The organism is Bacillus yunxiaonensis (assembly GCF_037104695.1).
Classification (GTDB): Bacteria; Bacillota; Bacilli; order Bacillales; family Bacillaceae_G; genus Bacillus_A; species Bacillus_A yunxiaonensis.
The window spans coordinates 419,824-444,949 of sequence record NZ_JBAWSV010000004.1 but is presented as its reverse complement, the minus strand read 5'-3'; the positions used below and the strand labels follow the sequence as shown (position 1 = coordinate 444,949).

The following is a 25,126-nucleotide window of genomic DNA, read 5'->3' as shown; positions in this document are numbered from 1 at the left end:
CCAACTCCTTATTTAGAAGACTGACCTGTTAATGCCGGAATCGCCTCATCTAAAATTTTATCTGCTGCAATTGGTCCGCGCCCTCGTGCCCAAAGGTTTCGATCAACGTCAACTACATGCTTTTCTTTCACTGCTTTTAAGTTATTGTATAGTGGATTATTTTTAAACTTCTCTACATTCTCACCATATAAGAAAATATAATCCGGGTTAATTTCATTTAGACGTTCCATCGTAATTTTTGCAATTTCTGCCTTGCCCTCTGTTTTTGCTTTTTCTCCTTCATATGCATATGTAGCGCCAATGTCCGTCATTAAAGAACCAATAAAGGAATCTTTAATCCATACAGAAAACTCATCATCAAAAGCTCCGATTACAAGTACTTTTGGATTTCCTTTTACTTTCTCTTTTGCTTTTGAAATTTTATCTTGTAATTTTGTTTTAATTTTTTTCGCTTCTTCTTCTTTTCCAACTGCTTTTGCAATCGTATCCATATTTTTCATTATTTCTTCATAACTATTATCATCAAACGCAATTGTTGGTGCTATATCCTGTAATTCTTTTTGAATCATATTGTGGCGATCCTTACTTGCAATAATTAAGTCTGGTTTCACAGATGAAATAACTTCCAAATTCGGAGCCTTTCGCTCCCCAACATCGGTTACTTTCGATACTTTATCTTGCAAATATTCTGGAATTTTTGTTTTTCCTACTCCCGCATTTCCGACTGGTGTAACACCTAAATCCGTTAATGTATCAATAAATGAAAAGTCAAGAGTTACTATATTTTTCGGTGTTTCTTTTAACTCTGTTTCTCCCCATTCATGTTTAATTTTCACTGAACCTGTTTGATTCTTTGCTTCCGCTTTCTCTTCTTTCTTAACTGTTTCTTTTGCTTCCCCACTGCAGCCGGCAAGTGCTCCCACCGTTATTGACATAGCTATAAGTAAAGTACTAAGTTTTTTTCCTTTCATTATGTAATCCCCCACTTAAATAATATTGATAATCATTATCATTTAATATGATAGCATAATTTTAAAAATTGTCTACCATTTATTGAGAAATTATTCGTAACAATGATTCACACACTCTCTCGTTCTAACCATTTTCATCTCGAGATTTAAAGACAATTGGCAGCAATTCCTCCATCTCAAAAGTCAGGGGAAAGCAAAAAAATAAGTGGGGGATGAAGCTCCCACTTATTTTTTTGCTTTATAATATAAGCGCTTTTTGCAGTACATCATCATATACATATTCTTTTCGTACAAGTGAAGAAACCATACCGCTTTGCAATGCACTGTACGCCGGAACAAATGTCATTTTATCCCCTATGCTATAAGGTGTACTATCAGTTATATCAACAATTAAATGGTCACTACTTCCACCAAGAATTTCAATATTCCTATCGAAAGGTCGTAAACCACTAATATCAAGATCCTGCCTTCCTATTGCAACAATCGCTCGTAGTCGCTCCCCTTTATCTTCAAAATACGGGACTTGACCAAATGCATCTTTTCCAATAACGCCTTTTGGCATAGACGGCTTTCTTTTTATTTCAATGATTTCCGCTTCAATTGAAAATACATCTTGGTACATGAAAGAAATATTTTTTCCATACGCTGTTTCTTTCCCAAGAAAAATAGCTTCTCCAATCCGTAAAGAGTTAACACATCCAATCTGTTTTCTTTGCATGATAAGTGGTAACGAACTTGAGTTACCACCTGAGATAAACCGAAGCTGTTTTCCAATTTCCTTCTCTACTACTTTTGCTAATTGCGTTAATTCTTGTAAAGAATGTTCAGTTGGAATAACACCGCTAAAGCAAGTAAAGTTTGCTCCAATACCATCGAGTATAATTCCTGGTATATTCGATACTCTCTGTGCTGCTTCCACCACTTCATATGGCATCATTCCTTCTCGAAGATCACCTAAATCAACCATTAGAATCACGCTGTGCGTTGTTCCGTATCTTCTCGCTGCTCTTCCTAATGCTTCTATGATACATAGTTCAGAATTCAAACTAATATCTGTCCAAAGAACCGTTTCTTCTACTTCTGACAAAGCTGGTGCACGAATTAATAAAAGCTCAGCTTCTTTTCCAACAATAGAACGAAGTTTATAAAGATGCTGTAATCTAGAATCAGCAAATTTTGTATACCCTGCCTCTTGAAGCGTTTCAATCACTTCTTCTGCAGCGCCGACCCCTTTTGTTACAGGAAAACATATAATATTTGAACGCTCGCATAATCGTTTCATTATCATAGCATTATACTTCAATTTTGAAAGGTTTACTTTCATGATAGGCAGCATGTTCGTTCCTCCTACTACATACAAAGTGGATTTTGAAAACTTGTATATAAATAAGATTTTGCTTGATCTTGTATTCTCATTGAGAACAATGCTTTCGTTTCAATTTGCCTTGCAAATATAGCTGCCTTTTGCTCTTCGGTTGCATCTACCATGTAATCTGCAACAATAGCAGCAACAATTCTCCATAACTCTTTTTCCTGTACGTCATCTATTGAGCGAGCTAACGTAAATAATACATCCCCAAAATGGTTTTGCAGTACCGAATGAATAAACTTGTTATAAACCTCATTCATATCATCTGTAAATACGACTGCTTCTTTAACCTCAGAAATGTCTACTACCTCCGCTAATGTCTTCTTATGAATTCTTACTCCTCCTAAATCACGTACAAAAATACGTTGGACCTCCCCGCCTTTTGTAACAATAATAGAGTTTTGCATATGTCCTTCTAAAGCAATTCCATATTGTAAAACAAGCTGCAGTATAGGAATCATAACTTTCTCAGTGTAATGAGCAACATAGTGAAGCACCTCTTTTTTACCAATCGTCTCCATTCCGAAATATGTACGCATCATATCTACAATAATAGGCTCTCCTTCTTTTAATGGATTGCTTGCTGTTAAACTAGCTCCAACCCATAGTAACTCTCCCTCTTGCTTATATACATTTGGACTTTCTCGTAAAACAAATGCTAGATTTCTTCCTAAATGAAAGTCATTATTTTTTGTAAAAGTAGCTCCAACTCGTTCACGAACGACAATTACTGATTGTGATAGCTCTTTTTCTTTTGCATAAATCTTATCAAATAGCGTAGAAAGAATTGGCCCATTTACAGTTATTTCTGGTGATACCGTCCTAACTGCACTTGTTGCTTGTACCCGTACTGGAAGCTTCACATGATATGGTAACTCTAATAGATTCATTGTTCGAAATGAAAGCGTTGCTCTGGACGAAAGCTGATATGGGATCGGAATAATACGTCCTTCCTCTAAATCTTCCCCATACTCCTCTGTTAGTACATGCTCATATTGCCATGGATGAACAAGAAATGGATAATAGTCTTCTATTCTGTTTCTTCTGTTTACTAATAGGCCAGAAACTGTTTCATATAAATCTGGTAAATTTTTATATAATAAAGGTTTTTCAAAGCTATCTCCTGTAACTACTGTTACATCTTTATGAACAAGCACTACATATAACGGAACAACTTGCTCAAATTCAGGAGCATAACGTTTTACTTCTTCTTTTGATAAACCAAGTTTTGCTTTTGTAGAAGGATGCAGTGGATGCCCTTCGATTACTAATGACTCTGTATATAATAATTCGTCAAACGACATACATTTTTTTAGTTCTTCAAGGAATTGGCATAGATTATTTGGTTTGTATTTTGCAAAAAACATCAAATTTGTTTCAAGCTGCTGTTTTGTCCATTCTTGTTTTTGTTCCCATGCTTCATAAGCCAATTCTAAGTTCTCTACACTGTTCTGTAACTCTTTCTGCAAGGAATCTGAAACATGAAGCTGAAAGAATGGTGCCACTTCTTCAAAAAACATTTGTAATGACTCAATCCATCTAACATGCCCTCTTACTTTAAACCGGAGTGGAAAAGCAAATTCGTACCGTTCAAATGCTCCTTCTTGTTGCACTTCTAATAATAATTCTGCTTCATTCATACAATCTATAATTTCAATACCATAATCATGCTTTAGCACCGCACAGCTTTCTAATAAATTTTTTTCACGAATTAACGCATTACAAAAACGATTTAAAATACGATATTCCGCTTGTACTCGATTGGATTGTTTACTTTGAATGGACAAAATGCTTCACCTTCCTGTTTTGTTTTTTCACTTTTATATATTGAAATACAAATGGAATCATACATAAAATACCCATCATCATAAATGTTTCAGAAATCCCCACATATTCAATGGCATAACTTATTACAATCGAACCGAGTGGAATCATTCCTCGATCCATTAATACAACACTAAGCATGAGTCCTCGTTCTTCTTCACGAACATTGTTTTGAAAATACACACGGTTACTAGAGCGTAACAGCTGTCCAAAAAGGCCGATAAAGAATAATAGTATAAAAAACACAAATGTATTACTAATAATGAGGAGCGCTATACTAATGGAAAACATAACTAAACTCATGTAATAAATCTTCATTTCTGAAATATACTCTAATACCCTAGGAAGAATAATGGTTGCTATAATGGCACCAATTGCCGCCGAAGACATCGCAATACCAAATACTTCTGCTTTTCCAGTAAATTGATGAGAAACAAGTACAGGCAATACAGACGTATACGAAAAGCCAAAAGCCATTGTAATCATTGATGTGATAAAAATATTTCTTCCCATATGATCATGAGAGAAATATTGAACAATTTGTTCCCAGCTTGCTTTTTTCTTTTCTTTTCGTTTTTTCATCGTTTTATCTTTCATTGGTAATACGAGGATGAATGCAATAAGTGAACAAGCTGCCTGCATCATAAATGTAAGTTTAATATGTCCTCCTGCAATTAAAAATCCAGCTACTGCCGGACCTGTCGAACGACAAGCATTCATCACAAACGAATTCATAGATATCAGTTTACTAATTTGATTATTCGTATCAATATCCGAAAGAAGCGTATTTCGATTTGGTGTTTCTAATGCACTAATTACTCCTCTTACAAATGAAAAAAGAATAAAAATAAAAAACGAAGGAGTAACAAACACAACATAAATAGCAAGTAACGTTGTAACTATTAGCCCCCAGAATGAATATGACTTCATTAACTTAATACGCGGATACAGATCACAAAGCTTCCCTGCATATACACTAAACAATGCAATTGGAATGAGCCGTACAAAGTTTATCCACCCTAAATATGTAGCACTATGATACAAATCATAGACGTACCAATTGATTGCAGTCATTCCAAGCCAATTCCCCATAAATAAGAAAAATGAACTACTAAAAAAGAGTTTACGAATACGAACCACCTCGAATTTTTTTGTTGCATTTTTAAATGTATCTTTTATAATTGAGATTGATTATCAATATCATCACATTAACAATATAAAATATTCTTATTTTTTTGTAAAGATTAAAAACTTGAGAAAGGTGGTTACTATGCATCTCAATAAAATTCAAACGTTAAAATTAGAGGAACAAAACTTACTTTCTTTTTTACAACAACATCACGCACCGCTACATAAAAACTATCAACAAATGATTCGAAAAGGACGAGCTGGTATACTTGAACGATTACTATCGTCCTTCATACGTGAAAACATATGTAACATTACAAAAACTGGAATCGAACTTCGAAAACACGAAGAGGTATTTGCGGCATTTTCAGAACATCGTTGTCCAGACTATTTACTAGACTATATAAACACTCATATTCATCTATTTGATGAAATTTCAATGATACAGGGACTATATTTCAAGGGGCAAAATGCATACCTACTTATACCGATTCAACACATATATGCTTTTGAACGACCGGTTATATGCGGGCCGTATATTTTCGTATCACCATCTAGCGCAAATGAAATTACACATCCAAATGAGGTATTGACATTACTACTACATGAAGATTGGCAAGGATCACATTCCTATTTTCATATATTTGAAGATGATGTCACTAATAGCGCTGCCAATTTAGCTCTTGCTTATACTTTTCATGAACAAACTGAAAATTCTTCAACACTACAAGCTGCTTCTCACGCACAAGATTCCTATGCGTTTTTTGAACAGCTTGTTATAGAAGGTCATCCTTGTCACCCTGGTGCCAAAATGCGAAAAGGTTTAAGTCCTGAAGAAACCATTGCGTATTCAGCAGAGTTTAAAAATACAATTCCATTACGATTTGTAGCCGTACATCAAGATTATATAAGTGCTGCTTTTATGGAAGAACAAAATTGGAATGCATTATTGTTTTCTTTTGAACCTGTACTCCAAGTAGAAGCAGAAATAAGACTTGGCGATAAAATAGATGACTACATTCTATTACCAATTCATCCATGGCAAGCTACTCATACGTTACGTGAAATTTTCAGTGATGAACTCGAAAAACAAATCATCATTTTATTCGATTATGAAGCAAATTATTTAGCGGGCATGTCATTTCGTACAATCTTCCCTGCACAATATGAAACGATTAGACCGCATTATAAACTAACAACAAATATTCATTTAACAGGAGAAGTGCGGACGTTATCTGAACAAACTATTCATAATGGACCACTTATGAGCAATATTTTAAAACAAATTGTTACTATGGAGACGATGATTAACGAAACTCGCTTTGTTCCAATTATGGAGCGAGCTGGCGCTCATTTTCTTCATCCAAATGACATAGACGAAGAAACACAAACATTGCGAAGTGAAAATCTCGCTTGTGTCATTCGCGACAATATTCATACTTATGTAAAACATGATGAATGGGCCATTGTTGGTTCTGCCCTTGTCGCTTCTGTACACGGCGCAAATAGACCAGTTATAGCAGAACTAATTGAGTTGTATAAAGATAGTCATGACCTACCATTACACGATGCAATTGTTCTGTTTATTGAAAAGTATGTAACAAACGCTCTTACCGGCTTTATTCCGCTCATGGTTAAATACGGTATTGGTTTAGAAGGCCATCTACAAAACACAGTACCTGTATTTAAAAAAGATGGCACACCAGACCGACTACTTGTACGCGATTGGGAAGGTATTCGAGTTCATCGTGGTCGTTTACAAAATGCAGGATTTGATATAAACATGTTTCATCATAAATCAAGAATTTTGGTGGATAATGAAAAAAGTATGCGTAATAAAGTGTTTTATTCTGTCATACAAAATCACTTTGGAGAATTATTTTTACATATTAGCCAATTCTATCAGCTAAATGAACAATTGCTATGGAATATTGTAAAACGAGTCTTGCACAATATTTTTATAGATTTACAAAGAGATTCTAGCAATAAAGAGCATGCAACATCTGACTATGCTGTCTTTTTTGCAGATAAAGTAGATTATAAAGCCTTAACTCTTATGCGTATGATGGGAGAAGCACATGCCTATTTTTATGTGAAAGTTAAAAATCCATTATGTGATTGAATGAAAGTGAAACTTCCATCAGTGGGGCTTTCTTCATCCTCCACTGATGGAAAACTCTCACCAATCGGGCGCATGCCAGCAGTTATCTCCCACCTATCTTCTTTGTTTTTCCAGAACCTTGGGGTGGGAGTCTTACTGCCCTAAAGTAACGGGATAAACTGTGAAGTTAATTGTGAAGAACCTTTAATCTGATATACAAATTAAGATGAGCTCAGTTACGGGCTCATCTTTTTGTTTATGGTATTAAATTCTCGTATACATACGGTTGCTTCGGAGCTTCTATTTTTTCTACTTTATTTGCTTTTACAAGTGGAAATAAAGCTCCCCTATAGGTTGTCTCATCTAATGTTCCAGTAATCGTAACCCACGTTTCATTTTGTAATTTAGTAATTCCTTCACCGGAAACAATCATTCCATAAACGGTAGCATCTGCTATGCAACACGTAATACCGTAACGTGCAACTACAACTTGCGCTCCTTTCACGTCTGTATCACGGTATACAAACCCAGAAAAATTAATTTCTTTCCCTTTAAATCCAATAACATCACGACTAATAATATCCATAGCATCCATATAGTTTTTATCATTTATTTGTATGCTTTTCTTTTCTAACAAGTTCTTTTCTAGGTCTTCGGATGGTGCTTGAGAACTTGCTTGAGAACTTACTTGAGAACTTACTTGAGAACTTGGTACATTAGCAGTTTGCGGTTCCTCTCCATCTACTAATAATCTCTTCCAATCGTCATTTTCTTTTTGTGGCTTCGTTTGTGTACTTTGATTCATTCCACGCTTGGCGGCAACACTTCCGTCAAGTGATACACTCGAAAATAAAAAGGCACTGATAATAGGTATAAGAAATAATCCATAAAAGAAGCAAGTTCCTATTTTCGTTTTTGGGAGCACATGTCCCTCACAGCAATGACATGCCTTTGACTTTTCATTTCCACTTCGCCACACTTGTAAACAACCAAGTAGTAAAGACACAATTGTTGCTATATAAGTAAGTTTCACCATACGCGGTGCAATAAAGTTATCAATATGCCCGGTAATAAGCAGTTTGAATAATAGCATCGCAAATCCAATCAATATAATGCCGCGAATATAAATATGAAATCCTTTTTTCTCCTGCTCTTCCACCTTCTCCGCCTCCTATTTCATGGTAAGTTGAACGATAACATATACACTAATCGTCACAATCGCCATAAACAGAAACACAAACTTCTTTTGAAAATATGCAAATAGCATAACAGTATTTTTCAAATCTACCATTGGTCCGAACACTAAAAAAGCGAGAAGAGCTTTTGTTGAAAAAATGTGACCAAATGATGCTGCAATAAATGCATCTGCTGCAGAACAAAGAGATAAAACATAACCAAGGGCCATCATAACAAGTGGAGAAATGAGATTACTGTTCGCTAATTCGGCAAGAAGGTGACGATCTAAAAATGTTTGAAATAAACTAGCTAAAAATGCACCAATTAACAAATATTTTCCTGTACTAAAAAACTCATCTGCTGCATGCGAAGCAACCTCCTGCCAGCTTCTCTTCGAATGTTTATGTTCACTTATCACACCACTTTCTTTCAATACATTCTTGTCACGATATAAGTAATAAACAATACCTCCAATACATATAGCGACAAGAAAAGCGAGTCCAAAACGAGCGTATACAATTGTAGGGTTCATGCGAAACGCATAGAATGTTGAAAAAAATACAACCGGATTTAAAATAGGGGCGGTAACAAGAATTACCATTCCTACATGAAGAGGTAATCCTTTTTGAATCAGTCTTCTTATAATTGGAATAATTACACATTCACACATCGGAAATAATACACCAACAAATGCTGCTGGAAACATGGCAACAATAGGATGTTTAGGCAACACTTTCTTTATCACGTCTTCTGTCACGAATACTTGAATAACCGCTGAAATGAATACACCAATTAATATGAATGGAACAGCTTCAAAAAAAATACTTAAAAAAATTGTATTTACATTCATCCACGTTTTAGGGATCAGTGCTTGCAACGATGATACATTTGTAAAATCAACAAAAAATAATAAGAACACAAATAGTGCGATTAACATTGTACCCATAATTTCTCTAGAAATCCGTGCAAGTGTCATCACAATCTCCTCCTTTATATTTTTAGCTCATGTTCAACTAGCAATAAAGTGAAACTTCCATCAGTGGGGCTTTCTTCATCCCCCACTGATGGAAAGCTCTCACCAATCGGGCTCTTATGGGCCGTTAACTTCCATCTAGCTTCTTTGCTTTCTCAGAATCTTGAAATTAAGATTTTACTGCCCGTTAGAGCGGGATAAAATACTTTCCGATAGAAGCTCCTCTTTATTGTAAACATATGCTTGTCCTCTTTTTCTATGCCATGTTTCATCCACAACACACTTACTATATCTTACTCTCAAATCGTAATCATTATGATTTACTATTGCAATTTTCTTTTTCATCTTTTAAGATATAACAAGAAATAAAACGTAATGATTACGATTTGAAAAGGAGAGTCTTTATATGAAAAAAATTCCCGTTACAGTATTAAGCGGTTACTTAGGATCTGGAAAAACAACATTACTAAATCATATACTTACAAATCGCGACGGAATGAAAGTAGCTGTCATTGTTAATGACATGAGCGAAATTAACATTGATGCTGCACTTGTTAAACAAGGTGGTTTTTCTAGAACAGAGGAAAAACTTGTTGAAATTCAAAATGGATGTATTTGCTGTACATTACGTGAAGATTTAATTATAGAAGTGAACCGTCTCGTAGAATCTGGAGATATTGATTATATTGTCATCGAATCTTCAGGTATTAGTGAGCCTATTCCAGTTGCACAAACATTCACATATATGGACGAAGAATTAGCAATCAACTTATCAAATACATGTCGTTTAGATACGATGGTTACTGTCGTAGATGCGAATCGCTTCTGGGATGATTATGCTTCAGGTGAAAGTTTATTAGATCGCCAAGAAGCAATTGATGAGACAGATACACGCGAAGTGATTGATTTACTCATTGATCAAATTGAATTTGCAAATGTAATTATTTTAAACAAAACAGATATGCTAGAGCAGGATGATATTACAGAACTTCACAAACTATTACAAAGGTTAAATCCAGAAGCTCGTATTATTGAAGCAGTTTATTCGCAAGTGCCGTTATACTCAATCTTAAATACGAATCTATTTGACTATGAAAAAGTAAGTCAAGCAGCTGGATGGATCAAAGAATTAAATAGCGAACACACACCTGAGACAGACGAGTATAACATTTCATCATTTGTATACCGCCGTAAGCGCCCGTTCCAGCCTGAGAGATTGATGAAATGGCTTGAAAACTGGCCACTTGACGTCGTGAGAGCGAAGGGCTTCTTCTGGCTTGCTTCTCGCAACAATATCATCGGACTTCTCTCTCAAGCAGGTTCATCTATTACGATTCAAGGAGCTGGCGAGTGGGTAGCATCTACTTCAAAAGAGGAACAACAACAAATTATTTCAGAAGACCCAGACATTTTAAACCGTTGGGATGACACATACGGAGACCGAATTACCGAATTAGTCTTTATCGGTATTGATATGAATAGAGAAGAAATAGAACAATCTTTAGACCACTGTTTATTAACTGAAAAAGAAATGTATGAAGACTGGGATATGTTCCATGACCCTATCCCTTCATTTACAACTGTATCTTAAACAAAATCCCCTTTCTCAATACTACACTGAGAAAGGGGATTTTTATAAAGTCAACTTTCCATAAAATGAAGGATTTCTTCACCTTCTACTAATGCTTAACTATGCCTAACGTCTTTATTTCATTTAAAAGGAACAATTTTGAATAAACTACGCACGCACATCTTCATATTTTAAGATATCATTATATTCTTTTTCTAATTCATCTAGTGATAATTCATACAATTGTTTATTTAATACTTTGTATACACCTACATCAATTAACTTCTCAATCAATTGTTTTTTCCTTTGTTCTACAGCATAACGGAGCCCATAACTCATACTTTCTTCAAAACTCCTTTCGGCAATTTCCCTATAATAACCTTTACAAGTTTTAAAATAGATTTTTAGGAAGTGAGAGTATACTCCCGCTTTGTGGCCACATTATACATATATATGCACAAAGAAAGATCTTATGACAATTTTTAAGATTTTTTTATCCCGCTATTCGCGGGCAGTAAGACTTCTACCTCAAGATTCAGACAGAAGCGAAGAAGATAGGTGAGAGATGAAGCCCTTCACTGACTTTGTGAAAAGCTGTCTATTTTCAACGGAAGCAACCTATGATAAACTCAAATTGTAATAATTTACTAAATAATAAATGTTTATTATTCCCTTAAAAGATAGAATAGGTGAATAAGAATATTGAAAAATTGTGGAGGGAGAAATATATTGGAACAAATTGAGCTGGTAGAGTTAGACGAAGAGAATATAGATGATGGGGGTTGTTATTGTCTTCGTAGCAAGCCATCTTCAACAGGTTACATAAATAAAAACAAATGGCTTATGAGAAGGTTCAATGAAGGATTAAAGTATATAAAAATAATGGAGAATAACAAACCAGCTGGGTTTATTGAATATACACCTATTGAATATTCTTCGAGAGTTGTCTATGGCGAAAATTACTTAGTTATCCATTGCTTATGGGTAAATATTACAGGAAAAGGGTATGCCTCAAAATTGATTAATAAAAGTATTCAAGATGCTCAGGAACAAAATAAAGATGGAGTTATTGTGATTACGAATCCGAACACTTCTTGGACACCCAGTAAGGACGTTTTTATAAAGAACAATTTTAGAGAAATAGATAATGCACCTTATGGTTTTGAGTTACTTGTTAACAAATTTGGACATTCACCTGACCCATATTTCCCAAAAGATTGGGATGAGCGACTTAAACTTTTTAAAGATTTAACAATTCTCCGTACCCAGCAGTGTCCATTTGTAGATGTATCAGCCAATAATGTTGTTAAGGCAGCAAACAAATTGGGTATTAATGCAGAAATTATTGACATAAAAAACAGAGAAGAATTGTTGAGACTTTCACCTACTCCTTATGGTATCTATGGAGTCATCTACAAAAATAAATTAGTTTCATTTCATAGACTTACAGTTCACTCTGCAATAAAACGGATAAAAGAGATAATTTAATTCAACTAAAGTGTGCCTTAATGGAATAAGGGAACTCCATAAATAAGGTTTCTCTTGTTTTATAGCTCAAATTAACAATATTATTTAAGTAATAAAATAGAACATACAGCGCAAAAGAATTTATTTCCTCCTGCACTGTATGTTTTACATGTCACTTCTATTTTTTATGATATCTGCTTTAATCCTGCTCACAGATACAATCCATATGTCCTATATCAACAGACCAACCTATAATTGTAGCACTATCTGTTCCTTTCCAAACCTCTATCTTCTCCAGTACATCTCCAACATGAAGGGTATCATCTGAATACAACGATTGATATAATACATAATCATCTTCAAATATCCGTTCACCACATTCAATGATCCCATCTGTTGTCATCACAATATGATTGGTTCCCTCCTGTAATTCACGAACCCCAGAAGTAAAACAAGGGGTTGCTGCTGAAAAAATATTCTTTCTGCCAATCCGTTCATAACATTGCTGTTTATTCAAGCGCCCCTGGTCACATTGTAATAGTCTTGGATGAAATAAGTAGACAAAACATTCCCCTACTGACAACCAATACACAAACTTTCCTTTCCGAAGACAAATAAGGCATGCTGTTTGTTCTTGTATTCGTTCACTTTCTTCAATAATTTTTTCATCCGTAAAGAGCGATAATAAATACATATGCGTATGATGAAAAACTAGATGAGATGGATAAGTGAAAAGCTGTAGTAACTTCTCTTTTCTTTTACAAATTATATCTATAATAAACTTTGCTCGTTCGATCGTACTTTGTGCATCAAAAATCATAACGAATTCCCATGTTCCATGTGGATCACACCAAGCAAGCACAGCATCTTCATTTTTGCTTGCACCAGCTTCTGTATTTCCACCATATAATCCGATAGAAAGAGGACCTAGCTTTTCTACATGTATCACATTTAAATACGCTTTTTCATCACCAGTCCATTTAAAGGTATGTACAGCTTCCATCCTCATCCCTCGTTTCATTGTGATTTTAAGATAAGCTTATATTATCTACTAAAAAAAAGATACTTTTTTACAGAAAAATTTAACCTTTTATATCTTTACAAGCGATTATATCGTATTGTACGATATAAAAAAAGGAGTTGTAATTATGCTAACGTTAAATAAACATTGGGAAACGATTTATTTTTATCTCCGTCATGAATACGAAGAAAATTTATCTCACCAAGCCATTCGTATTTTACAAATGATTTCTCGAAAAGAAGCGCAAACCATTAGTAATATCGCCGCAAAACTACATCTCTCTCATAACACAGCTTCTGAACATATTAAACGGTTAATTCAGAAAGAATTTGTAGTAAAAGAGCGCAGTAAGCAAGATGAACGAGTTGTAATTGTAAAGCTAACAGAAATAGGACAACAAGCATTAGCTACACATACACTGCTCGATGAGGCAAAACTAAAACAACTAGGAGAGAAGTTATCTAAAGAAGAAAATGAGCTAATTCAATCCGCATTTGAATTATTAGCGAAGGAGGCTCACGATGTCTTTTCTCATTAAAGTGATTGTTTCTGCACTTATTATTGGAGGAGTTACAGAAATCGCTAAGCACTATAGTACACTTGGTGGCTTCATTGCGGCACTTCCATTAATCAGTTTGCTCAGTCTATTTTGGATTTCTGTCGAAGGGGGATCTCGAGAAGAATTAAGTGGTTTTGCACTAGGAGTATTATATGGATTTCCTGCATCAGCCTTGCTATTATTCATTGTATATTTGGGTCTTCGTAACTCATTTTCACTTGGCACTTCTATTCTATGCGGTATAGGAGTATGGGGAATATTATTGGTATGTCAAAGGTTTTTTCAAACTTAAGGGGGCTTTCTTTTGATTACACATGTAGATGTCTTCGGAGAAAAAGTTGAAGTACTGATAATGGGACAAGGCACGCACAATGCCAACTTATTGTTGCTACTAAATCAGGCCACTCCGTTGAAATAGATCGGCCCGATATTATAATTCAAGCAATAAAACAAATCAAAAATATACAGCACTTATAGAAAGAGGAAAGCAGTATCTATGCTGCTTTCCTCTTCTTATTATTCAAAGTCTTCTTCTAACTCTTCTACATCATAAAACAAGTTTCCATTGCTTACATGAATAGGGCCGTTTGCAACATCAACGCGTAACACCCATGCCCATGGCACAGATAAACGCTCATGCAGTGCCCGCCAGAAAGCCATCGATCTTCTTTCATAACCTTCAAATTCTTCTAACATCTCTTTGTAGGAGGCACCGTCTAATTGAATATTAGCTTCCATTAAACGTGAAAAAGCGTAATGCTTTAGTTCTAGTTCTGCTGCAATTTCCATTTCCTCAGGTGTTGCCATACCAATAATCGTTCCGTCAGGTGGTAAAATCTCATACACATTGTGAACTTCTACAATCTCTCCTGACATGGATGAAAATCTATTGTTTTTCTCGAACATATGAACAGCCTCCTTTTATTAAAAAACTTTTTCACTCCAGCAATTGATTTCTATAACTGTTACATAATCTCCTGCTCTTTTCGTCAATATTCACACTTTCTTTACAATATCTTCTTTCCAAAGTCGATTTGCTTGAACAAACTGCCCTTCTGTAAATGTCAGCTTATATATGTCAGGCATATGAAGCTTCTTCCAAAATGAAAAATCATATTGGGAATCAAAATAATTCATAATAAGGACCATAATATTCCCATGTGTTCCTATTACAATATTTTCCCCTTCATATTTCCGCAGGATTTCCGTTATGCAAGCAACTCCGCGCTCCTGAGCGGTAATGTTAGATTCTCCATCCTCAAAATAAAAAGTAGGATCCTCCCATACTTTCATAATAGATTGTTCAAAATCTCCGACGGGCTGCAAACTTAATAACCGCTCTCTTAAATCCTCCTCTAACTCTATCGGTAATTGAAAATACTTAGCAACCCCTTCTACCGTTTGAATAGCTCTCTTATATGGACTAGCAATCACAGCATCTATAGATTCATTTTGTAATATTTCTGTCACTCTCTCTGCCGCTTGCCAACCTTTTTCAGATAGCGGCCTTTCTCTCTCATCTGGTGTATATGTAGAATGTGCGTGACGTACAAAGTAAATATTGGTCATTCCCCTACTCCCCTTTGCATTTTTCATTATTATATGAAAACTCCCGCCACTTATCTCCTTTGGAGCTTGAAGTGGGGGTTTCTCGTATATCACCTTCAAGTGATGCTTAACACGAGTGGAGTTGACACAGCTGCCCGATGGCACAACCCCTCTATTCCATCGGCAAATGCCTTTGGAACTGCTTTTTTTAAGATGTTATAGGAACCATTCACATCTGCGTTCAGTAGTTTATTCTCTTTCGTACGATACAAGCCACGTTTGATACGTTTCCCACTGAATACAGGAATGTCTTCTTCACCATAAGTGGGGATTATATCATCGTCTAGAAAGGAGGCCTTACTTGTATACGATTCTTCCACGACTTGTACAAGAATACCTTTTCGTTTTGCTTTGTAGGTGATCATTTCAACGAGTAGATTATGCGGGATATGGCAGAACGATTGATTCTGTTGTTTCCCCATCTCACCGTTTTGTTTCCATGATGTATTTTTCCCAATCACAATCATAGAGATTTCCTGTTGAATCGCCATCTGAACAATGTGGTAACTGATTTTGTGAAAGAAATCTTTTATTTTGAGAAACCGTTTCTCATGAAGCCTCTCTAAACGGTTTGATGTGTGTGGTCCTTCTTTTGGTTCTTTTCCATGACGAAGAATACCCAGTAAATAAGCCTTTTGCTTATTGTAGTATTGATTAATGCTTTTAATGACATTGCCCTTTACTAACACAGGAGTAGACCCTGTATTTGTTATGATAGTTGCAACGTTATTGATTCCTAAGTCAATACTCATATAACGATTATTGTCGATATGCTCAGGCGCTGACTCAGATTGTTCTGTTACAATCTCAACTTTAAACTTCCCGTAAGCAGGAGAAACACGTACCTCTTTGAGATTTTCGATATGCCCGAACAATTTACCGATATTTAATTTCATGCTTGTTTTTGGAAAACGAATGTACTTATCTTGGAGTTTACACACTTGATTGGTGAATACAATTTCTTTCATAGATGATTTGATATATTTTGGAATGCGAGGTCTGCCCGTAAAAGTGGAAGGATGTTTTTGATATACTTTCATGGAAGCAAAGAATGATTTCCAGTTTTGATATAGCTTCTTCATGACTGCTTGATTTGTTTGTGCTGGCAAATTCATATAATCTTGTTGTTTCATTGTTTTAAACAAACAATCTAGAAAGTTATAGGATAGAAACGATTTCTCTTTTGTCGGGAATGTAAACAAGTTACATTTCATTTCTTTCTGTTCGTTAACAGGTTTTTCTTTCTGTTTTTGTACACGTTTTTGGTATGCATGAAGTTGATTTTCATTCATGATTTCAATATGTGCTTGTAATGTATGAAGAACTTCTTGTTGGAGCGGCTGTAATGGTTGATCCGTACATAAGGCCGTATACACTTGGCGAATATAGAAGTTTGTTGTATTGTAGAGATTTTTTGCATTTTGACACATTTCCATGAAGTAGACGTGCAATTTATGACCTTTCTTAATCCAAATTTGATAGGTTGCATATTCTTTTTCGTTTGTCATGATTTTCACCGCCTTATCTCCTTACCTTCATGATACTACAAAACGATAAAAAAGAACATACATTCGCATTGATATCAAAAATTTTTTACGAATACAAGGGCAATTCATCCCCCACCTTAAACTGGGCTATACTCTCCGCGTTTTGAAGATGAGGTTTTCTTGCCAATTTTTTGATAAATTGGTTAATATGTTAATAAAATATATTACATAACAAAAAGTGTGATGTTCGTATCTCTAACACCACACTTTTTGTTTACATAATAAAATTATAAATATTTAATTATCCTAAAAAACATTTCATTATCAGTAGATTAAAGATACTGTTTTATCCCGCATTAACGGACAGTAAGACCCATACAGCTAAGAAGATAAGTGGAGGATAACTGTCCGTAAAAGCCCGATTGGTGAGAGCTTTCCATCAGTGGAAAAAGGTCCCCACTGATGGAAGTTTCACTTTACCCCGCTCTAACGGGCAGTAAAATCTCAATCTCATGATTCTGAGAAAGCAAAGAAGTTAAATAGAAGATAACTGCCCGTAAGAGCCCGATTAGTGAGAGCTTTCCATCAGTAGGAAAGGCGCCCACTGATGGAAGTTTCACTTTATTTCCCGTGATGTAACATGAAATCACTTGCTTCTTCTTCAATATGATTTAGCTTTACAATCCCTTCTTTCCACTTATGAATGTAACGTGTTACACCTACAGTGAAAGAAACAAAAATAGAAGAAAGAATAACTCCATATACAACACCAACAGTACTCATAATGACACTTCCTTGTGATTGAATTATAATATTAGTATACTCCTTTTCTTCTCCAAATGCAGGAAGTTCATCTTTTTGTAACAATGACTGCTTCTTCTTTAAGGTATAGATACACCCTCTTGTTTTTGCACATCCTTCACATTCTTCCATTGCTTCGTTCCAAAGAAAACAACAATAAACAGTCCAAACGCTGATATCAACATAACAGTAGATGCTGGTATATAGTCTAAAAGTACACCATACAAGAGTGTTCCAAGAGGGACAATTGCTGTTGCAATTGTTTCAATTAATCCGAATACACGTCCTAAATATTCTGGTGCTGTCGTTTTTTGAACGAATACTTGCAATGGAACGTTAATCGTGATGATATTCACCCCAAAAAGGATCATGAGTGTAATGTAATATATAAAAATCATTGTTTTAGTTAACGGAAGAAAAATCGGTAATACAATGCAAAGCAATAAGCCTGCTAGCATGAAAAGGTTCCTACGAATGGTCTGGAACTTATTTGTTGCCTCTGCTCGAACTGATAAAACAATAGAAGCAATTAGCATCCCAACCGCAAACATTCCTTCAATTACTCCAAATTGCTGAGAGGAAAGTGATAATTTTTGAACGATAATATAGGGCAACGAAACGGTAATTGCACAAAAAAAGAAATTAATCCAAAGTGAAAGTTTGACCATTGAAAATATGTCACTTTGCTCTTTCACATATACAAAACCTTCTTTTATGCTCGTTAAAAAATGATCCTTATCTTCTTTTTTGTCTGCTTTATATAAATCAAATATCATAAATAATTCTATTATCGCTGCAAAAGCAAATGTCATACCATTCAGTAAAAAAAAGAATTTCATAGAAAATAAACCGTATACAAGACCACCAATAATCGGTCCTAAAATTGTTGCAAGCGATGTAGCTGTTTGATTTAATGAATTCGCTTTTTGAATACGTGTCGTATCAACTAAGGATGGAATAGAAGATGTTAAAGCAATAGAGAAAAAACTTGCACATATGGATAACAGTGCTGCGGATGCATAGATGAAGATCAATGAAAGTCCAAATGAAGTTGAAAGTAAAAACATGGTGAACATAATAAGAGCACTTAATATATCTGCTCCAACAGCGAGCCACTTCCGGTTCATTCGATCTGCTGCTGCTCCGGCGATTGGCCCGCAAATCATACGTGGTACAGAACCACAAACAAGTGTAATAGCAAACCCCATGCCCGATCCTGTCGTTTTTAAAACGTACAGCCCCATTGCAAACGTGTAAATATTTGCCCCAAGCATTGATGATAATTTTCCAATCATCATCAAAATAATATTTCGCGTCGCAATTTTTAATCGTGCATCATTTTGTTTTTCTAATACACCCTCCATATAATCACTCTCCCTTTAAAAGTTAAATTGTGTTAAACTTATTATATAATTAATTTTCTGAATTTGACAATAAAAAGTTTAATTATATTTAACTTTCTAAAAAAGGAGGAGTTCCATGGCTACTCTCGGAGAAAAAATACGGACATTACGAAAAGAAAAAAAACTTACCCAATCTGAACTTGCTGGGACAGAATTAACAAAAAGTATGCTCAGTCAAATTGAAAATGGTAAGGCAACTCCTTCTATGAAAACGTTACATTATCTTGCTGATAAACTCGGCTGTGATGCAAGCTTTTTATTATTAGAAGAAGAAGAAGAAGCAGCGAATGAACACGCTACTCTTGTGCAAGAAATGGAGCAACATATACAAGACATGCGCTTTAAAGATGTATACGAAATTCTTCATCCTATTGTGCATGATGCACTACCATCTACACTAGATGCTGCACGCTTATATAAACAATACGCTAGAGTGGCACTTCATATGAAAGATTATCATGTCCATGCATATATTGAAAAAGCAACGTTAATTTTCGAAAAATATGCTTTATATCGCGAAAGTACAGAAACAAAGCTCATCTTATTTAGATTATTGTTTCTCAACAAAAAATATAATGAATGTTTACAATTAATCAATTCTATTCGTGATGAATATAAAGAAAAACATTTAGAAATGGATTTAATTATGCAAATTGAACTTTTTTTAGACGAGGCAATCATTTTATTAGCCATTGGAGATTACGAAGGCTGCAAAAATATTATTTTACAAGCACTTGCCTTTTCTAAAAAAAATCAAGTGTACTATAGAACAGATGAATTTTATCGTATTTTGTCTTATCAAGCCACATTTGCTAACGATATGGAAGGTTACTTACACTATTTAAAGAAAGCAGAACAATTCGCGATTTTTACAGAAAACGCCATCTCAACAACTCTTCTTCATATTTTAAAAGCTTATTTTTATAATATGCTAACGAGGCAATATGAGGTTGCACTTACACACATTGAAGCATATGGGGAACAGTCTATAAAGATACTAGGGCCCGAAAAAGATGGCTATTATTATCTTGAAAAAGGAAAAGCTCTATATGGTCTAGAGCGTTATCATGAAGCGTTAGAATCCCTTAAACAAGTAACAATCTCTGATTATACGCACCATCCGATAGACAAAGCATTACTGACTACAGCTGGCTCTTTTCGTGCTTTATGCTATATGCACCTGCAGGATAAAGAACAAGCTCTGTATGAAGCAAAGCAAGCGCACAGCGCTATTCAAGAATATCACGCTCCTATGTTTTCTTCTTTCACTGAAGAAACATTACAAATGATTCAAAAGCTTTAAACTCTCTATTAATTGGTATATTATTCCTTACTGTGAGCCAAAATAGTAATACAGCGTAACTTCCATCAGTGGGAGCTCTCTTGCTGGTTAACCAATCGGACACAGAGAGGAGTTTGGAAATGAATATTCAAAGAGCAAAAGAAATTTCAAAATCAACGGAACAAACAAATGTAACTTTTCAAGGTATGCCTGTTACAATTCAACATGTCGACGAAAAAAATGAAACAGCCCACATATACGAAGCAACAAATCCAAATCGTGAACTTACTGTTCCAGTCAACAGCTTAGAGGAAATATAAGAAATCCCACTTCATTTTATTTTGAAGTGGGATTTCTTATATTTTCTGCACTAACGAACAGTGGAGAAATAAAGTAAAACTAACCAATCGGGCTCTTACCGCCCAAAAGTAGCGGGATAAATTCCCCAATGAAATAATTGAAGTTAATTTCTTGCGTAAATGCCTTACTGCTTATTTAAGCACTTAAAAGAAAAAAACGAGACTATCCTTGATTTTTTATGAATTTTTTAATTTTAAATTCAATACGGTAAATGAAATTAAAGAATAAACCAAATGACACACTATTCAGATTTCGTGTTAAACTAAAAAGAAAAAATTTATAGCAAGGAGAAAACAAAATGAACAACGTTCCATACTACGCGGTTATTTTCACTTCTCAACTTTCAACTGAAACTGATGATTACGAAATCGTTGCAGATGAAATGGTAAGGTTAGCAAAGCAGCAACCTGGATTTGTCAATGTTGAAAGCGTCCGTGATGAAACCGGCTTTGGTATTACCATTTCGTACTGGGAATCACTTGAAGCAATCCAGCAGTGGAAAGAACATGCTGCTCATACGATTGCTAGAAAAAGAGGCCGAGAACAATGGTATGAACAATTTCACACAAGAATTTGTCTTGTTGAAAGAGAGTATCGTGCTACAAAAGGAGAATAATAGATTATGAAACAGAAAACGGCTCTTCTACTTCTGCATGAAATATACGGAATCAACCAACATATGGAGCATGTTATTCATACGTTTTCCTCTTCGACTATAGACGTTGTTTGTCCAAATTTATTACATCGCCCCATCCCTTTTCATTACACCGAAGAAACAGAGGCGTATTCGTATTTTATAAAGCATGTTGGATTTCAAAGAGGAAAACAACACATTGAAGATATGCTCGTTGAATTACGAAATAACTATACGTATGTGGGGATTCTCGGGTTCAGCGTCGGGGCAACGCTTGCTTGGTTATGTAGTGAAGATTGTAGAATTGATTTTGTTATCGGATGCTATGGCTCACGTATTCGTGATTACACAAACATTGTGCCGACATGCCCTACATTATTATTATTCCCCGCAACAGAAACTAGTTTTTTAGTTTCTACTGTCATTGATAATTTGCAGAATAAAGGCCATTCGCTACTAAACATAAAACAGCTTAACGGAGAACACGGGTTTCTTGATCCATTTTCTGCAAAATACAATGAGGAAGCTGCAGACCAAGGGTATCAGATGATCCATTCTTTTCTTCAAAATATAACAGAGAAGTAGCTCCTACTTCTCTGTTATATTTATTCCCATGTTTTCTCAAGCACGTATATCTTCCATTTATAATTCATAAGTGTGTAATATTCTTGAATAACAACATATTCCCTCGTATCTGTTTTGACAATATACGTATTATCACCTTTATATGTAACACTCTGTACGCTTTTATCCTTAAATTCGTCTTTTAGTCCTTGTTCTTGCATAATTTCTTCTGCATGAACCTGTTTCAAATAATTGTAAGGTGAAAAAATAGAGATTCCTAGTACGATAATAATTGTTACAATAGCAGTAATATTAGCTACCTTCGACTTCTTCATTTCTTTTCCCCTTCAACCAAAATTACTTTTTATCTATCTTTATCCTTACCATAATCCGCACTTTCTTCCCTATCGTCCTTCTCCTCATGAAACTCTACAGGTGATTGTGCAGTAATTGATTCAAACGGTGTGTAGTAAATTTGAGGCGTCACTTTTTGAACAAACATTTTATATGTTGTAAGCCCAATAATAAAAAATAAAAACATTGTAAACATAACAACACCAATTGTTAAAATGAACATGGCATCACTCCTTTTGTAATCGTTATATTACAAAGTTCGATGCAATATGGGATAATCCTTGTTACAAAAAATCAAACTTTCATCAGTGAGGATTTTCTTTCATTAAGCCGTACCAATCGTTTTCTTATCCCTCATTAAATTGAAAAAAATAAGCGTAACAAAAACGTTACAATGACTCCTGTTAGTACAGACCCAAGCAAACTCCGTGTAAAAATCGCAACAAGGAACGTCGGAATGGCCGCTAATAAATAATCCACTTGCACCGTTTCATTCATAAATAATGTTTGTGCTAACAATGCAGCTAATATTGCAATTGGAATATGATTTAGCCATCTTAGTCCCCATTCTGGAATTTCTACTTTACTTAATACAAGCAGCGGTACTACTCTCGGAAGAAATGTGACGATTGCAGATCCAAGTACAATAAGTAATACATCCCATCTTACTTCCATTTTTCAATCACCGTCCCGATTGTCGCTGCTGCAAGTGTTGCAACAATAACAGCAACACTATTTGATACAAAGAAATGCGCAAGAAATGCAATCATAATTGAGGCAATGGCAACGCAAAGATGAACAAATAACTTTGGACGACTGCTCACAAGTTGCAAAACAAACAAGCCTATAAACATCGCTGGAAGCGCATAATCCATCCCATATGTATGTGGATCTGATATCCACTCTCCTAAAACGCCTCCAATAATATTTGCTACTATCCAATTTACATAACCCGTCACATTTAAACCTAACATCCATTTTTCACTTACATATTGTTTTCCTGTTACATGCTGGGCTGCAACGCCAAATGTTTCATCGGTAAGTTGCGAACCAATCACTATGTTTTTCCAAACTGATACCCTTTTTAAGTACGGAGCTAATGCTGCGCTCATTAAAAAATGTCTTAGATTTACAAAAAAAACGGTAAAAATAATAGTAGAAGCTGGCGCACCTGCTACAAACATTCCGGCCATAATAAACTGTGCTGAGCCAGCATAAATCAGTAATGAAATAAGTGCAATTTCTGTTATTGAAAATCCAGCTGTTTTCTCAATTACGCCTGACGCAACGCCAATGCTTAAATAACCGAGAACTGTCGGTAAGCAATCTTTCACACCTTGCATAAACGTTGCATCTTGCGACTCTAATACTGCTGCTCGTTCCACTCTAACTCCTCCTTTACCCTTATGTAAGAAAAGCTAAGTTTTTGCAACTCTTTCACAATTTCACCTGTTCACCGTCCCGCACTTATTCTGATTCTAATAAACAGTAACCACTTCAAGAAGAGTAATAGTAAACCCATCCACTTTCTTCATTTCTATACGACAGCGCTTCTGTCATAATCCCACCCCTTTAGTCGTTATTGTTATACCTACTAATATAAAAAAAGATTTTCATTGAGTCAATAATATTCTGAATTTTAACACAAAAAGGAATGCCCTCTTCAGGCATTCCTTTATCTTAACAGTTCATTGGATTCTTTTTCATATACTTTATCAAATGTTGTCATCACACGCTGGGATGCTTGAACCATCTTTTGGTTCGTCATAAGGTCTGTCATTTCTTTCGGCATATCAACATTTGAGTTTTCTAACATATAGTTGCGAACAACAGCTGTACCATTCGGTAAATTAGCAATGTTTGTTCCATCTACTGTAAAGGTTTTATTTTCATGGTTTACAAGATGTGCTTTCATGTTTTCATCAACTGATTTCGTTTGTAAACGTGCGATATTTTGCCGCGTCGTTTCATTATAAATAGTACCATCAGCTCCCACAGAAAGCTTCGCACCTTCCGGAATACGAATACGCTCATTATTACTATCAAGTACATACGCACCAGCTGTTGTTTGTAAGTAACGATCCGCATTTAGAGTAAAATGTCCATCTTTCGTCATATATGTTTGATTATTTTGTGATACAACAAAGAAAGAAGCTGCGTTTGCATTTCCATCTTCTAAATAAAAATCAGTACCGCTATTTGTAATTTGCATTGAACCCGGCGTCAAATTCACATGCGTTGCAGCTGGTATAACTGCATAATCAACCGTTCCAATTGGAGTTTCTGTTCCATTTGCTTGACGGTATGTTTCATGTGTACTAAAGACTTTTGACGTCATTTGATCCGCTTTAAACCCCGTTGTTTGGGCATTAGCGATGTTATTTGCATGCACATTTAAATGCTGCATGTAGTTCATCATTCCCATAGAACCAATGTATAAACCATTCATACTGTGACAAATAAGGCGGAAGCCT

Annotated in this window: 28 protein-coding genes; 9 read left to right on the top strand and 19 right to left on the bottom strand. The window is 35.2% G+C overall.

The window, feature by feature from the left end:
• Window positions 1–8: 8 nt before the first annotated feature.
• The 4 genes from WAX78_RS14445 to WAX78_RS14430 all read right to left on the bottom strand — a co-directional run bounded on the left by WAX78_RS14445 (window position 9) and on the right by WAX78_RS14430 (window position 5,304).
• Entirely contained in the window at window positions 9–971 is a 963-nt protein-coding gene (locus WAX78_RS14445; protein WP_336482951.1) for an ABC transporter substrate-binding protein, read from the bottom strand.
• Window positions 972–1,209: 238 nt separating this feature from the next.
• Complete coding sequence (locus WAX78_RS14440) at window positions 1,210–2,307, bottom strand: alanine/ornithine racemase family PLP-dependent enzyme (RefSeq protein WP_336482950.1); 1,098 nt, start codon at window positions 2,305–2,307, stop codon at window positions 1,210–1,212.
• A gap of 14 nt (window positions 2,308–2,321) precedes the next feature.
• The gene (locus tag WAX78_RS14435; protein ID WP_336482949.1) at window positions 2,322–4,127 is read right to left on the bottom strand and encodes an IucA/IucC family protein; all 1,806 of its coding nucleotides are present in this window, start codon (window positions 4,125–4,127) and stop codon (window positions 2,322–2,324) included.
• Window positions 4,111–5,304: an MFS transporter gene (locus WAX78_RS14430; protein ID WP_336482948.1), complete on the bottom strand. Its 1,194-nt coding sequence runs from the start codon at window positions 5,302–5,304 to the stop codon at window positions 4,111–4,113. Before WAX78_RS14430 ends, WAX78_RS14435 begins: the two co-directional genes overlap by 17 nt.
• A 130-nt stretch (window positions 5,305–5,434) precedes the next feature.
• Between WAX78_RS14430 and WAX78_RS14425 the strand changes: the two genes are divergently transcribed.
• On the top strand, window positions 5,435–7,414 hold the full coding sequence (locus WAX78_RS14425) for an IucA/IucC family protein (RefSeq protein ID WP_336482947.1): 1,980 nt from the start codon (window positions 5,435–5,437) through the stop codon (window positions 7,412–7,414).
• 235 nt (window positions 7,415–7,649) lie between these two features.
• Here WAX78_RS14425 and WAX78_RS14420 read toward each other — a convergent pair whose 3' ends face one another.
• The 3 genes from WAX78_RS14420 to WAX78_RS14410 all read right to left on the bottom strand — a co-directional run bounded on the left by WAX78_RS14420 (window position 7,650) and on the right by WAX78_RS14410 (window position 9,887).
• A complete protein-coding gene (locus tag WAX78_RS14420) occupies window positions 7,650–8,552 on the bottom strand; it encodes a TIGR03943 family putative permease subunit (RefSeq protein ID WP_336482946.1) in 903 nt (300 codons plus the stop codon).
• A 12-nt stretch (window positions 8,553–8,564) separates the two neighbouring features.
• Entirely contained in the window at window positions 8,565–9,545 is a 981-nt protein-coding gene (locus tag WAX78_RS14415) for a permease (RefSeq protein WP_336482945.1), read from the bottom strand.
• A gap of 174 nt (window positions 9,546–9,719) precedes the next feature.
• Window positions 9,720–9,887: a hypothetical protein gene (locus WAX78_RS14410; RefSeq protein ID WP_336482944.1), complete on the bottom strand. Its 168-nt coding sequence runs from the start codon at window positions 9,885–9,887 to the stop codon at window positions 9,720–9,722.
• Between the two features lie 61 nt (window positions 9,888–9,948).
• On the opposite strand from WAX78_RS14410, the gene WAX78_RS14405 reads away from it, so the two are divergent.
• Window positions 9,949–11,133, top strand: coding sequence for a GTP-binding protein (locus WAX78_RS14405; RefSeq protein ID WP_336482943.1), 1,185 nt, complete (start codon window positions 9,949–9,951; stop codon window positions 11,131–11,133).
• 147 nt (window positions 11,134–11,280) lie between these two features.
• Here the strand turns inward: WAX78_RS14405 and WAX78_RS14400 are convergent, their stop codons facing one another.
• Window positions 11,281–11,451 (bottom strand): Fur-regulated basic protein FbpA, encoded by a 171-nt coding sequence (locus tag WAX78_RS14400; protein WP_098310360.1) that lies wholly within the window; start codon window positions 11,449–11,451, stop codon window positions 11,281–11,283.
• A 390-nt stretch (window positions 11,452–11,841) separates the two neighbouring features.
• On the opposite strand from WAX78_RS14400, the gene WAX78_RS14395 reads away from it, so the two are divergent.
• Complete coding sequence (locus tag WAX78_RS14395; RefSeq protein ID WP_336482942.1) at window positions 11,842–12,600, top strand: GNAT family N-acetyltransferase; 759 nt, start codon at window positions 11,842–11,844, stop codon at window positions 12,598–12,600.
• A 178-nt stretch (window positions 12,601–12,778) separates the two neighbouring features.
• Here the strand turns inward: WAX78_RS14395 and WAX78_RS14390 are convergent, their stop codons facing one another.
• Window positions 12,779–13,582: a protein phosphatase 2C domain-containing protein gene (locus tag WAX78_RS14390; protein ID WP_336482941.1), complete on the bottom strand. Its 804-nt coding sequence runs from the start codon at window positions 13,580–13,582 to the stop codon at window positions 12,779–12,781.
• Window positions 13,583–13,727: 145 nt separating this feature from the next.
• Between WAX78_RS14390 and WAX78_RS14385 the strand changes: the two genes are divergently transcribed.
• Both WAX78_RS14385 and WAX78_RS14380 read left to right on the top strand, forming a co-directional pair.
• Complete coding sequence (locus WAX78_RS14385) at window positions 13,728–14,138, top strand: MarR family winged helix-turn-helix transcriptional regulator (protein WP_336482940.1); 411 nt, start codon at window positions 13,728–13,730, stop codon at window positions 14,136–14,138.
• Entirely contained in the window at window positions 14,122–14,451 is a 330-nt protein-coding gene (locus tag WAX78_RS14380) for a DUF3147 family protein (RefSeq protein ID WP_336482939.1), read from the top strand. The genes WAX78_RS14385 and WAX78_RS14380 overlap by 17 nt, the downstream gene beginning before the upstream one ends.
• 224 nt (window positions 14,452–14,675) lie before the next feature.
• Here the strand turns inward: WAX78_RS14380 and WAX78_RS14375 are convergent, their stop codons facing one another.
• From WAX78_RS14375 to WAX78_RS14355, 5 genes are all read right to left on the bottom strand, one after another.
• The gene (locus WAX78_RS14375; RefSeq protein WP_336482938.1) at window positions 14,676–15,065 is read right to left on the bottom strand and encodes a hypothetical protein; all 390 of its coding nucleotides are present in this window, start codon (window positions 15,063–15,065) and stop codon (window positions 14,676–14,678) included.
• Between the two features lie 90 nt (window positions 15,066–15,155).
• Window positions 15,156–15,728, bottom strand: a complete 573-nt coding sequence (locus tag WAX78_RS14370) for a histidine phosphatase family protein (protein ID WP_336482937.1) — start codon at window positions 15,726–15,728, stop codon at window positions 15,156–15,158.
• 95 nt (window positions 15,729–15,823) lie between these two features.
• A complete protein-coding gene (locus tag WAX78_RS14365) occupies window positions 15,824–17,275 on the bottom strand; it encodes an RNA-guided endonuclease InsQ/TnpB family protein (RefSeq protein ID WP_336483029.1) in 1,452 nt (483 codons plus the stop codon).
• Window positions 17,276–17,875: 600 nt separating this feature from the next.
• Complete coding sequence (locus WAX78_RS14360) at window positions 17,876–18,037, bottom strand: peptidase (protein WP_336483028.1); 162 nt, start codon at window positions 18,035–18,037, stop codon at window positions 17,876–17,878.
• A gap of 98 nt (window positions 18,038–18,135) precedes the next feature.
• Complete coding sequence (locus WAX78_RS14355; RefSeq protein WP_336482936.1) at window positions 18,136–19,419, bottom strand: MFS transporter; 1,284 nt, start codon at window positions 19,417–19,419, stop codon at window positions 18,136–18,138.
• A 115-nt stretch (window positions 19,420–19,534) separates the two neighbouring features.
• Here WAX78_RS14355 and WAX78_RS14350 point away from each other — a divergent pair, with 115 nt between their 5' ends.
• The 4 genes from WAX78_RS14350 to WAX78_RS14335 all read left to right on the top strand — a co-directional run bounded on the left by WAX78_RS14350 (window position 19,535) and on the right by WAX78_RS14335 (window position 22,319).
• Window positions 19,535–20,761 carry a helix-turn-helix domain-containing protein gene (locus tag WAX78_RS14350; protein WP_336482935.1) on the top strand — a complete coding sequence of 409 codons (1,227 nt, stop codon included), beginning with the start codon at window positions 19,535–19,537 and terminating at the stop codon, window positions 20,759–20,761.
• Window positions 20,762–20,880: 119 nt separating this feature from the next.
• A complete protein-coding gene (locus tag WAX78_RS14345; protein ID WP_098310369.1) occupies window positions 20,881–21,060 on the top strand; it encodes an H-type small acid-soluble spore protein in 180 nt (59 codons plus the stop codon).
• A 338-nt stretch (window positions 21,061–21,398) separates the two neighbouring features.
• Window positions 21,399–21,716, top strand: coding sequence for an antibiotic biosynthesis monooxygenase family protein (locus WAX78_RS14340; RefSeq protein ID WP_336482934.1), 318 nt, complete (start codon window positions 21,399–21,401; stop codon window positions 21,714–21,716).
• Window positions 21,717–21,722: 6 nt separating this feature from the next.
• Window positions 21,723–22,319: a dienelactone hydrolase family protein gene (locus tag WAX78_RS14335; RefSeq protein ID WP_336482933.1), complete on the top strand. Its 597-nt coding sequence runs from the start codon at window positions 21,723–21,725 to the stop codon at window positions 22,317–22,319.
• Window positions 22,320–22,339: 20 nt separating this feature from the next.
• Here WAX78_RS14335 and WAX78_RS14330 read toward each other — a convergent pair whose 3' ends face one another.
• The 5 genes from WAX78_RS14330 to WAX78_RS14310 all read right to left on the bottom strand — a co-directional run bounded on the left by WAX78_RS14330 (window position 22,340) and on the right by WAX78_RS14310 (window position 25,101).
• On the bottom strand, window positions 22,340–22,633 hold the full coding sequence (locus WAX78_RS14330) for a hypothetical protein (RefSeq protein ID WP_336482932.1): 294 nt from the start codon (window positions 22,631–22,633) through the stop codon (window positions 22,340–22,342).
• Between the two features lie 29 nt (window positions 22,634–22,662).
• Window positions 22,663–22,875: a DUF3951 domain-containing protein gene (locus WAX78_RS14325; protein ID WP_336482931.1), complete on the bottom strand. Its 213-nt coding sequence runs from the start codon at window positions 22,873–22,875 to the stop codon at window positions 22,663–22,665.
• A 134-nt stretch (window positions 22,876–23,009) separates the two neighbouring features.
• Window positions 23,010–23,327 (bottom strand): AzlD domain-containing protein, encoded by a 318-nt coding sequence (locus WAX78_RS14320; protein ID WP_336482930.1) that lies wholly within the window; start codon window positions 23,325–23,327, stop codon window positions 23,010–23,012.
• Complete coding sequence (locus WAX78_RS14315; RefSeq protein WP_336483027.1) at window positions 23,318–23,995, bottom strand: AzlC family ABC transporter permease; 678 nt, start codon at window positions 23,993–23,995, stop codon at window positions 23,318–23,320. The genes WAX78_RS14320 and WAX78_RS14315 overlap by 10 nt, the downstream gene beginning before the upstream one ends.
• A 332-nt stretch (window positions 23,996–24,327) precedes the next feature.
• Entirely contained in the window at window positions 24,328–25,101 is a 774-nt protein-coding gene (locus tag WAX78_RS14310; protein WP_336482929.1) for a flagellar hook-basal body complex protein, read from the bottom strand.
• Between the last annotated feature and the right edge of the window lie 25 nt (window positions 25,102–25,126).